This is a genomic window from Catellatospora methionotrophica (assembly GCF_011297335.1).
Taxonomy (GTDB): Bacteria; Actinomycetota; Actinomycetes; order Mycobacteriales; family Micromonosporaceae; genus Catellatospora; species Catellatospora methionotrophica.
The window spans coordinates 1-12644 of sequence record NZ_JAAOTJ010000036.1 but is presented as its reverse complement, the minus strand read 5'-3'; the positions used below and the strand labels follow the sequence as shown (position 1 = coordinate 12644).

The 12644-nt window shown below is 72.9% G+C and carries 17 protein-coding genes; 14 read left to right on the top strand and 3 right to left on the bottom strand.

All coding sequences use genetic code 11. The features are described 5' to 3' along the window. Nucleotides 1-20 precede the first annotated feature (20 nt). From HAV40_RS36410 to HAV40_RS36395, 4 genes are all read left to right on the top strand, one after another. Nucleotides 21-449: a hypothetical protein gene (locus HAV40_RS36410; RefSeq protein ID WP_166388863.1), complete on the top strand. Its 429-nt coding sequence runs from the start codon at nucleotides 21-23 to the stop codon at nucleotides 447-449. Next, nucleotides 449-1324 (top strand): tetratricopeptide repeat protein, encoded by an 876-nt coding sequence (locus HAV40_RS36405; RefSeq protein ID WP_166388862.1) that lies wholly within the window; start codon nucleotides 449-451, stop codon nucleotides 1322-1324. Before HAV40_RS36410 ends, HAV40_RS36405 begins: the two co-directional genes overlap by 1 nt. A 41-nt stretch (nucleotides 1325-1365) precedes the next feature. After that, nucleotides 1366-2055: a class I SAM-dependent methyltransferase gene (locus HAV40_RS36400; protein WP_166388861.1), complete on the top strand. Its 690-nt coding sequence runs from the start codon at nucleotides 1366-1368 to the stop codon at nucleotides 2053-2055. Nucleotides 2056-2126: 71 nt separating this feature from the next. Then, complete coding sequence (locus tag HAV40_RS36395; protein ID WP_166388860.1) at nucleotides 2127-2930, top strand: PhzF family phenazine biosynthesis protein; 804 nt, start codon at nucleotides 2127-2129, stop codon at nucleotides 2928-2930. Nucleotides 2931-3134: 204 nt separating this feature from the next. On the opposite strand, the gene HAV40_RS36390 is transcribed toward HAV40_RS36395, so the two are convergent. Then, entirely contained in the window at nucleotides 3135-3791 is a 657-nt protein-coding gene (locus HAV40_RS36390) for an MOSC domain-containing protein (protein ID WP_166388859.1), read from the bottom strand. A 52-nt stretch (nucleotides 3792-3843) separates the two neighbouring features. Between HAV40_RS36390 and HAV40_RS36385 the strand changes: the two genes are divergently transcribed. Both HAV40_RS36385 and HAV40_RS36380 read left to right on the top strand, forming a co-directional pair. After that, nucleotides 3844-4317, top strand: coding sequence for a GNAT family N-acetyltransferase (locus HAV40_RS36385; protein ID WP_166388858.1), 474 nt, complete (start codon nucleotides 3844-3846; stop codon nucleotides 4315-4317). 237 nt (nucleotides 4318-4554) lie between these two features. Continuing rightward, nucleotides 4555-4764: a hypothetical protein gene (locus HAV40_RS36380; protein WP_166388857.1), complete on the top strand. Its 210-nt coding sequence runs from the start codon at nucleotides 4555-4557 to the stop codon at nucleotides 4762-4764. Between the two features lie 19 nt (nucleotides 4765-4783). Here HAV40_RS36380 and HAV40_RS36375 read toward each other — a convergent pair whose 3' ends face one another. Next, the gene (locus tag HAV40_RS36375) at nucleotides 4784-4999 is read right to left on the bottom strand and encodes a winged helix-turn-helix domain-containing protein (protein ID WP_166388856.1); all 216 of its coding nucleotides are present in this window, start codon (nucleotides 4997-4999) and stop codon (nucleotides 4784-4786) included. 228 nt (nucleotides 5000-5227) lie between these two features. On the opposite strand from HAV40_RS36375, the gene HAV40_RS36370 reads away from it, so the two are divergent. The 3 genes from HAV40_RS36370 (at nucleotide 5228) to HAV40_RS36360 (ending at nucleotide 7222) form a co-directional block, all read left to right on the top strand. Continuing rightward, a complete protein-coding gene (locus HAV40_RS36370; protein ID WP_166388855.1) occupies nucleotides 5228-5425 on the top strand; it encodes a hypothetical protein in 198 nt (65 codons plus the stop codon). Then, complete coding sequence (locus HAV40_RS36365; RefSeq protein ID WP_166388854.1) at nucleotides 5422-5658, top strand: hypothetical protein; 237 nt, start codon at nucleotides 5422-5424, stop codon at nucleotides 5656-5658. Before HAV40_RS36370 ends, HAV40_RS36365 begins: the two co-directional genes overlap by 4 nt. Nucleotides 5659-5773: 115 nt before the next feature. Continuing rightward, nucleotides 5774-7222: a serine/threonine-protein kinase gene (locus HAV40_RS36360; protein WP_166388853.1), complete on the top strand. Its 1449-nt coding sequence runs from the start codon at nucleotides 5774-5776 to the stop codon at nucleotides 7220-7222. Nucleotides 7223-7356: 134 nt separating this feature from the next. Here HAV40_RS36360 and HAV40_RS36355 read toward each other — a convergent pair whose 3' ends face one another. Then, on the bottom strand, nucleotides 7357-8130 hold the full coding sequence (locus tag HAV40_RS36355; RefSeq protein WP_166388852.1) for a DUF4184 family protein: 774 nt from the start codon (nucleotides 8128-8130) through the stop codon (nucleotides 7357-7359). Between the two features lie 92 nt (nucleotides 8131-8222). Between HAV40_RS36355 and HAV40_RS36350 the strand changes: the two genes are divergently transcribed. The 5 genes from HAV40_RS36350 (at nucleotide 8223) to HAV40_RS36330 (ending at nucleotide 12552) form a co-directional block, all read left to right on the top strand. Next, entirely contained in the window at nucleotides 8223-8465 is a 243-nt protein-coding gene (locus HAV40_RS36350) for a hypothetical protein (protein WP_166388851.1), read from the top strand. Between the two features lie 42 nt (nucleotides 8466-8507). After that, entirely contained in the window at nucleotides 8508-9470 is a 963-nt protein-coding gene (locus HAV40_RS36345) for an aldo/keto reductase (RefSeq protein ID WP_166388850.1), read from the top strand. Continuing rightward, nucleotides 9467-9766 carry a GNAT family N-acetyltransferase gene (locus HAV40_RS36340; RefSeq protein ID WP_166388849.1) on the top strand — a complete coding sequence of 100 codons (300 nt, stop codon included), beginning with the start codon at nucleotides 9467-9469 and terminating at the stop codon, nucleotides 9764-9766. Before HAV40_RS36345 ends, HAV40_RS36340 begins: the two co-directional genes overlap by 4 nt. 164 nt (nucleotides 9767-9930) lie before the next feature. Beyond that, on the top strand, nucleotides 9931-11520 hold the full coding sequence (locus tag HAV40_RS36335; RefSeq protein WP_166388848.1) for an ABC-F family ATP-binding cassette domain-containing protein: 1590 nt from the start codon (nucleotides 9931-9933) through the stop codon (nucleotides 11518-11520). A 54-nt stretch (nucleotides 11521-11574) separates the two neighbouring features. Further along, nucleotides 11575-12552: a sporulation protein gene (locus HAV40_RS36330; RefSeq protein ID WP_166388847.1), complete on the top strand. Its 978-nt coding sequence runs from the start codon at nucleotides 11575-11577 to the stop codon at nucleotides 12550-12552. Nucleotides 12553-12644: the final 92 nt, after the last annotated feature.

Genomic DNA, 12644 nt, shown 5'->3' with positions numbered 1-12644 from the left:
CCCCTGCCCGAGGACTGCTCATGAACGACGACCTTTTCCAGCCGACCATCGGCGCGCGGCCGGTGCTCGGCACGCCGCCGTGGCGGCCCTCCTCGATCGTCTACCCGGCCTTCTTCGGCGGCGCGCTGGCCGTCACGATTCTCGGGGTGCTCAACGCACGCCGCCTGTCACTGGGCCGCAACCAGCAGCTGGCCGTCGCCGCAGCGGGACTGGCGGCCACGGCGGTCCGGCTCGCCGTGACCGTCTACTTCGGTACGGGCGTGGGACGACCCGTGGGCGTGATCCTCGCCCTCGCGGTCTGGGGCCTCGTCACCATGACCCAGAAGCAGGCATTCCGGGCGTACGAGTACGGCGACGGTGAACCCGCGAGCCTGCTCTGGCCCGGCCTGGCCGCCGCGATCGGCTGTGGCCTGCTCGAGAACATCCTGATCGCTGTGGTGGTGGACTGATGACCGAACACGTGCACGCCCCCGCGCTGCTGCGCGCGCACGCGCTGCTGTCCGCCGACCGGCCCGCCGAGGCGCTGCGCGAGCTCGCGGTGCTGACCGAGGCCGACGCGATGTCGGCGATCGTGTTCGAGCTGCGCGCGGCGGCGCTGCTGCAGCTGGAACGCTGGGCCGAGGCGGGCGACGCGGCCCGCGCCGGGCTCGCCGCGGGCGGACCCGACCCGGACCTGCTCTGCCAGTTGGGCCTGGCCGAATACCGGCAGGGGCGGCACGAGACCGCCGAGCGGGCCCTGCTCGACGGGCTGGCCCTGGCCCCGGAGGACGTCAGCCTGCTGTGCGTGTACGCCCGGCTGTGCCTGGAGCACCGCCAGCCCGACAAGGCCCGCCGCCTGGTCGAGCTGGCCGCCGCACAGGAGCCGGATTCGCCGATGGTGTTCTCGACACGGGTGCAGCTCGCCCACGCGAGCGGCGACGACGCGCTCGCCCAGCGGATCAGCCGCGAGTTCGTCGCCGCGCACCCCGACAACGCCCAGGCGCACGCCCTGCTCGGCGGCACCAGCGCGGCGCGCGGCCAGGTCCGCTCGGCGTACTCGGGGCTGCGCCAGGCGGTCGCGAACGACCCGGCGGACCGCGACTACGCGCAGGCCGCCCACGAGGCACGGATCGCGCTGCACCCGCTGCTGCTGCCGCTGCGCCCGTTCGCCCGGTTCGGCGCCGTCAAGACGTGGATCGCCGCGATCCTGGTCATCTACGGCCTGCGTGCGCTGGGCCTGCCGACGCTGGCGGCGGTCGCCGGGCTGGCCTGGTTCGCGCTGTGCGTGTACTCGTGGGTCGTGCCGCCGCTGCTGCGCCGCTGGCTGAGACGCCGCTGGCGCTGACCGTCCCCGCGCGGCGCACGGCCGTGGCATGATCTGCGGCCATGCGGCTGCTCGACGATGACGCCCTGCACCGGTCCTCGGTGGTGGCCAACAACGCCATGAACCGCGAACGCGGCCTCGACGGCGTCAACAGCTACGCCCGCGACCTGGGTTTCCACCCGCTGGACCGGCTCGCGCCGATCGTCGCCGAGCGCGGCGGCGCGGCCTGGCTGGACCTGTGCTGCGGCCAGGCCCGCGCGCTGGTCCAGGCCGCGCAGACCGACGGCCTGGAACTGGTCGGCGTCGACCTGGTCGGCCACTTCGACCCGCGGGCGTACGAGGTGGACGGTCTCACCCTGCACACCGCGCCGATCGACGGCTGGCAGCCGGACCGGACGTTCGACCTGATCACGTGCGTGCACGGGCTGCACTACGTCGGCGACAAGCTGGGTGTGCTGGCCAGTGCGCTCAGCTGGTTGTCGCCGGGTGGCACGTTCGCCGCCCACCTGGACCTGGCGAGCATCCGGATGGCCGACCTGACCCCGGCGGCGAGACTGGTGCGGCGGCTGCTGCGCGAGGCCGGGGTCGCCTACGACGCCCGCCGCCGGATCGTGTCCCGCACCGGCCCGGTCGTGCTCGACCTGCCCCTGGCGTACGCCGGGGCCGACGACCAGGCCGGGCCGAACTACACCGGCCAGCCCGCCGTCGACTCCTACTACCACCCGCTGAGCACCGGCACTGTCGTCCAGTAGTGCGCCTGACCGGTCCACCGGGTCGGGATTGGCCGTGCCACCGACAGTGCCGGCCGGGTTAGGGTGCCGGTATGCGGATCAGGATCATCGACGCGTTCACCGACCGGCCCTTCGGCGGCAATCCGGCCGGGGTCGTCGTGCTGGCCACCGACTCGTTCCCCGACGAGGCGTGGATGCAGCGCGTCGCCGCCGAGATGAACCAGGCCGAGACCGCGTTCGCGCATCCGCGCGGCGGGCAGGACTGGGCGCTGCGCTGGTTCACGCCGCTGTGCGAGGTGAACCTGTGCGGCCACGCGACCCTGGCCATGGCCCACGCCCTGGCCGAGGATCAGCTGATCGGCGACCGGGTCGCGTTCGGCAGCCGCAGCGGCGTGCTGACCGCCGCCGTCGCCGCCGACGGGGCCATCACCCTTGACTTCCCGGTGTCGCCGCTGACCCCCGCCGAGCCGATCGGCGTGGCCGACGCGCTCGGCGCGCCGGTGCTCGCCGCGTGGGAGACCGGACCGGCGCTGGGCGACCTGCTCGTCGAGGTCGCCGACGAGCAGACCGTCCGCGACCTGCGACCGGACCTGAACCTGGTCGCGGCGTTGTCCACCCGTGGCGTGATCGTGACGGCGTCCGCCGCCGACCCGTCAGCCGGGTACGACTTCGTGTCGCGGTTCTTCGGCCCGGCCGTCGGAGTGAACGAGGACCCGGTCACCGGCAGCGCATACACGGCGCTCGCCCCGCTGTGGGCCGGGCGGCTGGGCCGCGACGAGCTGGTCGGACTGCAGGCCTCCGCCCGGTCCGGCCTGGTCCGCACGGCCCTGCGCGGCGACCGTGTCGAACTGGCCGGCCGCGCCGTCACCGTCCTCGACGGCACCCTCCACGCCTGATCAGGCGACAGCCCTGATCATCGGAACGCCGTCCATCTGCTTCGGTCACTGATCGCGCGATCCGCTCGTACTCCTCGCGTGGCACGCCTTCAACACCCACGGCCGCGAGTGCACGGCGCGTCGCCTCCAGCCGTTGCCTCATGCGCACCGCCTCAGCGATGTATCCCGACGCGTTCCCGTGCGCCCGCACCACCTCAGCCAAATCTACCGACCGGAACGCAGGCGAGCCTTGTCGCGGACCTTCTCCGGCAACGCGTCGGCCGCGAGCAGGGCGGGCAGCAGATCGGGTTCGAGGGTGAGGGCGCGGAAGGTCAGCGACACCGTCACGTCGTGGTCGGGGCGGTGCAGCACGGTGACCGGGTCGCCCTGACTGACCCGGCCGGGCACGATCACCCGCAGGTACGCCCCCGGTAGGGCGCGCTTGGTGAACGTCCTGATCCAGCCCTGCTCGCGCATCTGGTCGGCGAACGTGCGGCACGGAATGCGCGGCAGTGACACCTCCAGCACCGCCTCGTCGCCGACCTGCCAGCGCTCGCCGATACGGGCCCCGTTGACGTCGATGCCGGACGTGGTCAGGTTCTCCCCGAACATGCCCCCGGGGATGTCGCGCCCCAGCTCGGCCATCCAGCCGTCAAGATCTTCCTGGGCGTACGCGTACACCGCCTGGTCGTCGCCGCCGTGGTGGCGGTGGTCGCAGATCTCGTCACCGACGACGCCGCTGCCCAGCCCGCCGTCCTTCGGCCCCGGGGCGCGCAGCTCGACCGGCCCGGCGACCGGGTGCTTGTCGATCGCGGAGACGCCGACGTCGGCGGCGTCGCAGCGCTTGGCCCTGCCCAGGTTCACGGAGAGTACGGTGCCCATCGGGCCAGCCTAGTGGCCGTGCCCCGGACCGCCACCGAGTATCGTCCGCTCCATGATCCGCCCTGCCACGCCGGACGACGTCCCGGTGCTCATCGACCTGATCCGCGAGCTGGCCGAGTACGAGAGGGCCCCGCAGGAGGCCAAGGCGACGCCCGCGCAGCTGCACGAGGCGCTGTTCGGCCCGCACCCGGCCGCGTTCGCGCACATGGCCGTCGACGACGAGACCGGCGAGCCGGTCGGCATGGCGATGTGGTTCCTGAACTTCTCGACCTGGCACGGCGTGCACGGCGTCTACCTGGAGGACCTGTACGTGCGCCCGTCGGCCCGCGGCCAGGGCCACGGCAAGGCCCTGCTCCGCGAACTCGCCCGGATCTGCCGCGACCGCGGCTACACCCGTTTGCAATGGTGGGTGCTGAACTGGAACGCTCCCGCGATCGACTTCTACCGCTCGCTGGGCGCGCAACCGATGTCGGACTGGACCGTCTACCGCCTGGACGGCGAAGCCCTGGCCGCCCTCGCCGCCTAGCGGGCCGACGGTGGAGATGATCGGGCAGCTCCTTTCCCGGTCGGATGCCGGCTACCGGCGGTGGCTGGCGTCGATCACCGATGACGTGGTGGCCGACGGTGTGCTCGTGTTCTGCCGGGATTCCCTGCTGGAGCGCAACGCCACCTACGGAATCGGCGACTGGCTCACGGGCTGTCTCATGATCGGCCAGGAGGCGATCGGGGATTCTTCCTCAGGTGCGACGGTGGCGGCGGTCCGGTGCTGCGGGCCGACCTGGGCGGCCTCGGCGAGGACGACCTCCATGTCGTCGCACCCTCCTTCGACGTGTGGTCGCATTCCCGCTTCGCCCTGCCACCCGACCCGGAGCTGCCGCTGACCGCCGACGTCTACGTGGACGGCCTTCCGGTCGACGCCGTCGCGCTGCTGGTGCGAATAAGGATCAACCATCGCCTCGACGGTGACGCCTAGCCGCTGCACAGCTCACGCGCTAGTCGGCGACGTAGACACCGCGCCCCGGCGCGCCGATGACGACACCCCGATCGCGAAGCAGCGCGACTGCCTTCGCGATCGTCGAGAATCCCACCGAGTAAAGCTCGCCAAGCTGGTTGTAACTAGGCAGCTTGGCGCCTGCGGCGTACTCGCCGCCCTTGATCCGTGCGGCGAGATCGTCCGCAATCTGCGCATAGGTCATCGGCACTGGCATGACGCTCTCCCCTGGTTGGCATCCCGATACAACCACGGTCACTAATTCACCCGCCACACCCGGTTGCCCTTATGTGACCTATACGCATAGGCTGACGGGCGCGGGTCTCCTCTGGTTGGCGCTAAGGGAGAGCTGCCCCAGCCCCGGCGGGCACACCCGCCGGGGTCCTATCCCCCGTCGTACGCGACAGGAGACTCCGCGCACCGGGGACTTCCGCCGGGAGGCGCGATGAGCAGCCCGAACGTCAACCGGGCCGAGTCCCGACCCACGTGGGCCGACGAGAACACACAGGAATGGACCATCGCCGAGCGACTGCGCTACGAGCTCATACGGTGCAATGACGCGCGTACCTGGGCCACTCCGTCCGCGGAGGATCTTCGCTCCATCGCCGACTTCCTCGGCCTCGAGTCCGAGGACGGCGCGTGAGCGGCCCGACGTTCTGGCTCGCAGCCAACGGCGACGGCGTGCAGATGAGTGACACGGTCGCCCTGGCCGAGGGCAACGGCGTCATCATCGCAACGACTGTCACCGGCTGCCCGGTCATCGAGGTCACGGCCGGGCAGCACACCGGCGAGCACCTGGGCGTACGGCCGTCCGCCATCCTGTCGCGGATAACACGAGCACGCCCACGCAGCAGTCCTCACCCACCACCAGCCTGACGTCGGCCGACGCCCCCGCCGATGGCGCACGCCGCGCGGCGGCGCGTGGGGGCTCGGGGTCGGGGTTGGACGAGGGCGTTTGACTGCGGGCAGGCGATGGCGGAGGGTTCGACGCATGCTTGATCCGGGGTTGGTGCTCGGGGGTCGGTACACGTTGCGGACCCTGGTCGCCCGTGGGGGTATGGGCGAGGTGTGGAGCGCCGAGGACACGGTGCTGGCGCGCCGGGTGGCGGTGAAGGTGCTGCTGCCGAACCTGGCCGCCGATCCGGGTTTCGCGGCCCGGTTCCGGGCTGAGGCGCAGGCGATGGCGGCGCTCAGCGATCCGGGCATCGTCGAGATCTACGACTACGGCCAGGCCGACGGTATCGCGTACCTGGTGATGCAGTTCGTGGAGGGCGAGTCGCTGCTGTCGCTGGTGCGCCGGGCGGGGCCGCTGGAGCCGGGCCGGGCGATGCGGCTGCTGGCCCAGGCCGCCGACGCGATCCACGCCGCGCACCTGCAGGGCATCGTGCACCGTGACGTGAAGCCGGCGAATCTGCTGCTGCGCCCGGACGGGCGGCTGGCGCTGACGGACTTCGGCATCGCCCGGATCGTCGCCGCCGATCGTCTGACCGCCGCCGGGGAGATCTTCGGGACCGCGTCGTATCTGGCCCCGGAGCAGGTGACCGGTGCCGACATCGGTCCGGCCACCGATGTGTACGCCCTGGGCGTGGTCGCCTACGAGATGCTGACCCAGCGCCGCCCGTTCACCGGGGACACCCCGTTCGCGGTGGCGATCCAGCAGGTGAACGAGCCGCCGCCGGAGCTGCCGGACAGTGTGCCGACACCGGTCCGGGAGCTGGTCATGCGGGCGTTGGCCAAGGATCCGGCGCAGCGGTGGCCCAGCGCGGCCGCCCTGGGTGCGGCGGCCTCAGCGGCGGTCACCGGACCAGGGTCGTCGGCTGCGGCGGGTACGGGATCGCCGCCAGCGGCGGGCACGCGGGCGGTGGCCAGGCCCGGGGACGGGCAGCCACCGGCAGCGGACGTCGCCGCGCCTCGGCGTCGGCGGCTGGTGGCTGCCGGTGCCGTGGGGCTCGCGCTGGTCGCGGTGACCGGGTTCGTGCTGTCGCGCGGCGGTGCCGGGGACGCGCCACCGCAGGGCGCGGCGGCTTCGTCGTCGGCTGCCGTGTCCGGCAGTGCGGTCGCGGGAGGGACGCCACCGGCGACGCCGTCGCCGAGCGCCACGCCGACCCGCCGGGCTTCACCGGCCGTGACCGGTGCGGCGGACCCATCGCCTGGCCCGGTGAACTCGCCCGCGCCCGACCCTGCTGAGACCACCGGCCCGCCAACGTCGCCGAGCCCCGTGTCGCCGAGCCGGACCGTGCCGGGCATGTTCAGCTGGCGGGAGAACGAGGTCAAGGAGGCGCTGGAGCGGCTGGGGCTGGTGGCGCGGATCGAATACCGGTCGACGCTCGACCAGTGCCATGTGCTGGAGCAGTCCCCGGTGGGCGGCACCGTCGTGGCGGCCGGGTCGACCGTGGACGTGGTCATCGGCAAGCCGACCGGCATCTGCAAGATCACCTGACCGGCTCGCGGCTCTCGCGTCACACCCGTCGGCTCACGGCTGGGGGTGCCCACCGGGGCTGAGCCCGCACACGGCCAGGTGCCCACCGGGACCGGATCGGCTTGCGGCGCGGTAGCCGTCGGAACCGTGTGGGTTTACGGCGGGGTGCCCGCCGGGGACCGTTCTCGAGCGGCGGAGATCCGCACCGCCACGGCCCCGGTCAGCAGTGCCACGGCAGCGACGTGTAGCAGCCGTACCCCCGTGGCGGCGGGGAACTCCGCGCCGGGCAGCGACGGCACGGCCAGCAGACCGGCCAGGCCGGAAGTGACCGTCGCCGCCCAGAACAGCCTGGGCCGCACCTGCGGTGATCGAGGGCTGTCCGCAGCGACGACCCTTTCGCTGGTGGAGTGCCGTCCGGCGCGGAACGCGATGCCGACCGTGACCGCCGTACCGACGATCGTGCTGGCCAGGTCCGAGACCGTCCACCAGGGGATCGCGCTGACGTCGGCCCAGCGCACGCCGAACACGGTGCCGATCCAGCCGTCGGTGTGGGTGAGGTGGTCCCAGGCGACGTGGCTGGCCGCGCCGAGCAGGCACGACGCGGCGGTGATGGGCCAGCGGCGGCGGTGGTGGGCCAGTTCGGCGTACGCCCGCCAGGTGAACCACCGGCTGCCGGGCAGGTGGGCGGCGACCGTGCCGACCGTGCGCCGCACCACCCACGTGTAGGCGAGCGCCACCGGCAGCGACCACCACAGCAGCGCGTGCCACGTGTGGGTGTCGGCGAACGGCCGCCCGTCAGCGTCCAGGGCCAGGTAGGCGACGTCCGGCACGACCGCGCCCGCTGTCAGTGCCACGCCGTCGAACCAGCGCGGCCGCCACAGTTTCAGCGGCAGCACCGCCGCCGGGTGCGCGGGGAACGTCAACGGCATCGCGGGAGCATAGCGGCGGCGGGACCCGGCTTGATCCAGATGTCACTCCACCGGGCGGTTCGCCGCGCGACCATCGGGGGTATGCAGGAGCCATGACCAAAGATGTGGTGGCGCCGCCCGGCGGGGTGATGACCGACGAGGTCGGGACGATCACCGGTGAGCTGACTCTGGAGCCGAAGGTCGGCGACGACGGCACGGTGCGGCTGCGGGCGCAGTACAAGGGCGCCGAGGAGTGGTACACGGTGACCGGCGCGCAGATCAAGGTGCCCGACCCGGGCAACGGCGCGGCCGTCGACCGTGCCGCCCAGGACCTGCTGTCCCGTTTCACCCCGTGACGCCCGGCAGGCGGCCCGGCCCGGCGAGATAGTGTGGCGATCATGCGTTATCGGGCACTGGGAAAGTCAGGGCTGGTCGTCTCGGCGGTCGGGCTGGGCTGCAACAACTTCGGATGGCGGCTCGACCTGGACGGCACGCGTGCCGTGGTCGACGCCGCGATCGACGCGGGGATCACGTTCTTCGACACCGCGGACATCTACGGCCGGGCGACCGCGATCGGGGCGTCGGAGACGATGCTCGGCGAGGTCCTCAAGGGACGCCGTGACCAGGTCGTCCTGGCCACCAAGTTCGGCCACCAGGGCGCGGACATGGGCTACGGCCCGGCCGCCGGGGCCAAGGGCGGGCGGGCGTACATCCGCCGGGCGGTCGAGGAGTCGCTGCGGCGGCTCGACACCGACCACATCGACCTGTACCAGCTGCACAGCCCCGACCCGGTGACGCCGCTGGCCGAGACCCTGGCCGCGCTGCACGAACTGGTCGTCGAGGGCAAGGTGCGCTACATCGGCAGCTCGCAGTTCGCGGGCTGGCAGATCGCCGACGCGGCGCGGCTGGCCGAGAGCATGGGCGTGACGCCGTTCGTCAGCGCGCAGAACCACTGGTCGATGCTGGAGCGCGGCAGCGAGATCGAGGTCGTGCCCGCCGCCCGCCACTTCGGGCTCGGCGTGCTGCCGTTCTTCCCCCTGGCCAACGGCCTGCTGACCGGCAAGGTCCGCAAGGGCCAGGACGCGCCATCGGACAGCCGGCTGGCCAAGGACCAGGCCGGGTTCATCACCGCCGAACGGCTCGACGCCGTCGAAGGGCTCGCGGGCTGGGCCGAGGCCAACGGCCACGAACTGGGCAAGGTCGCGATCGGCTGGCTCGCGGCGCAGCCGGGCTGCGGCTCGGTCATCGCCGGGGCGACCAGCCCCGCGCAGGTCGCCGCGAACGCGGCCGCCGCCGACTGGGAGCCGACCACGGCGGAGCTTGCCGAGCTGGACAAGCTCGCCCCGCTGCCGACGCTGTGACGGCCGCCGTGTCCGGGGTCGAGGTCGTCGAGGTGCCCGAGAGCAGCCGGTACGAGGCCCGCGAGGGCGGCCGCCTGCTCGGGGTGCTGACGTACCACCGTAAGCCGGGGTCGATCGTGTTCGACCACACCGGCGTCGAACCGGAGGCGCGCGGGCGTGGCATCGGCGCGATGCTGTGCGCGGCGGCGCTGGCCGGGGCGGCCGCCGACGGCGTACACGTGGTGCCGCAGTGCTCGTTCGTGCGCAACTGGGTGCAGGAGCATCCGGAATACCTGCCGCTGCTCGAACGCGCGTAAATCACTGGCAGTCCGGTGGGGCCGGTCGTTAGGCTGGCCCCACTATGAAGCTGTGACACCATCGCCCGGCCTGTGACCTGAGGCTGCGACCCGCCGACCGCGATACGCGGGGCCGTCGCGCACGCCCGGCAGGCTTCGCCGTCCGAAACCTCTCGGTGGTGTCCATGTCCACGCAAACCCTCATCGCTGTCGACCTCGTCAAACTGTTCGGCGACCGGCGCGTGCTCGACGGCGTCAGCCTCACCGTCTCCCCCGGCCGCCGCATCGGCCTCGTCGGCGAGAACGGCGCGGGCAAGTCCACGCTGCTGCGCCTGCTCGCCGGGGCCGACCTGCCCGACTCCGGGACCGTCACCCGCCCCGGCGACATCGGGCTGCTGCACCAGGAGCTGCCGTACTCCCCCGGCGACACCATCGGCGACGTGCTCGCCGAGGCGCTGCGCGAGAGCCGCGAACTGCTCGCCCTGCTCGACGAACTGGCCGGCGACCTGAGCGGGCCGGACCGGCTGACCGCGTACGGCGACGCCCTCGCCCGCGCCGAGCAGATCGACGCGTGGGACGCGCAACGCCGCGCCGCACTCGTCATGCACGGCCTCGGCCTGGCCGACCTCGCCCACACCCGCACCCTGGGCACCCTGTCCGGCGGTCAGCGCTCCCGCGTCGCCCTGGCCGCCCTGCTCGTACGCCGGCCCGCGGCGATGCTGCTCGACGAGCCCACCAACCACCTCGACGACGAGGCCGTCGCGTTCGTCGAACAGCAGCTCCGGCAGTTGCCCGGCGTCGTCGTGGTCGCCAGCCACGACCGGGTGTTCCTCGACGAGGTCTGCACCGACATCGTCGACCTCGACCCCAGCGACGACGCCCACGGCGGCCTGGTCCGCTACGGCGGCGCGTACACCGCGTACGTGCAGGCCAAACGGGCACAGCGGGCCCGCTGGGAACGCGCGTACGCCGACCAGCAGGACGAACTCGCCGCGCTGCGGCTGTCCGCGGCCACCACCGCCCGGCAGGTCGCGCCCGGCCGCGCGCCCCGCGACGCCGACAAGATGGGCTACAAGTTCCACGGCGCACGGGTCCAGTCGCAGGTGTCCCGGCGGGTCCGCAACGCCGAGCAGCGCCTGGCCGTGCTCGAACGCGACCCGGTCCGCCGCCCGCCCGCGCTCCTGCACTTCCAGGCACCCGCGCTGACCAGCGCCGAGACCGGCGGAGACCGGGCACTGACACTGCGCGGCGTACACGTGCCCGGACGGCTGCGCCTCGACCGGCTCGACCTCGCTCCCGACGGGCGGCTGCTCATCACCGGACCGAACGGCGCGGGCAAGTCCACGCTGCTCGCCGTCCTCGCCGGGCAGCTGCGCCCCACCGAGGGCAGCGTCACCCGCCGCCGCGGACTGCGGGTCGGGCTGCTCGCCCAGGACGACCGGTTCGACGACCCACACGCCACACCCCGCGCGCTGTACGAACGCACCCACGCCGCCGTACCGCTGATCGAACTGGGCCTGGTCGCCCCCCGCGACCTGGACCGGCCCGTCGGCGCGCTCAGCGTCGGGCAGCGCCGCCGCGTCGCCCTGGCCCTGCTCATCGCCGACCCGCCACACCTGCTGCTGCTCGACGAACCCACCAACCACCTGTCCCCCGCGCTGGCCGACGAACTCGAAGACGCCCTGGGCCGCGCCCCCGGCGCGATCGTCGTGGCCAGCCACGACCGGTGGCTGCGCCGGCACTGGGCCGGGGCGACGCTGGACCTCGTCTGCTAGGAAGGTGACAGCGCGGGTCGAGTGGACCCCCGCAGCCCAGAGGAGATCAGTTCCGTGGTTTTCAAGAAGATGCTCGCCGCCTTCGGCGTCGGCGGCCCGTCGGTCGACACCGTGCTCGCGACCCCCGTCGTCCAGCCGGGCGGCACGCTGTCCGGCACCGTGCACATCCGCGGCGGCGAACGCGACACGCTGATCGAGTACGTCTCCGTCGGCCTGGTCACCCGCGTCGAGGTCGAAGGCCACGACAGCGAGTACGACACCACCGTGGAGTTCCACCGGGTGCACCTGACCGGCTCGTTCACGCTGGCCGCCGGGGCGCAGCAGGCGCTGCCGTTCACGGTCGAGCTGCCCTGGGAGACCCCGGTCACCCGGTTCTACGGCACGCCGCTGCACGGCATGACCATGGGCGTACGCACCGAGCTGTCGGTGGCCAAGGCCGTCGACAAGACCGACATCGACCCGGTCGGCGTCGAGCCGCTGCCGCTGCAGGCCGCCGTGATGGAGGCGTTCACCCGCCTCGGCTTCCACTTCACCCGCGCTGACCTGGAGCGTGGCCGGATCAGCGGCGTCCACCAGACGCTGCCGTTCTACCAGGAGATCGAGTTCCACCCCTCCCAGGCGTACGCGGGCCGCATGCGCCAGCTGGAGCTGACCTTCGTGACCAGCCCGCAGGGCATGGACGTGATCCTGGAGTTCGACAAGCGCGGCTTCATGGGCTCGCACGACACGTTCAGCCGCCACCACGTCAGCCACGCCGACGCGGGCCGCACCGACTGGCCCGCCGTCGTCGACGGCTGGATCCGTGCCGCCCTGGACCGCCACGGTTCCAGCCACGGCGGCTACGGCCACGGCGGCGGCCACGGCTTCCACGGCGGGCACGGCGGCCACCAGAGCCACGGCGGCCACCGCGGCCACGGCATGGGCGGCGTCGCCGCCGGAGCCGCCGCGGGCTTCGTCGGCGGCATGGTCGCCGGCGAGGTAGCCGAAGAAGTCTTCGACATGGACATGGACTTCGGCTCCGGCGACGAATAACCCTCCCGCCCCACCGCCCGGCCCGCCGGGCCCGGCCCGGCTCCGTGCGCAACTCTTAAAAAGTCGCGGCCTCAGGACTGTCCTGAGGCCGC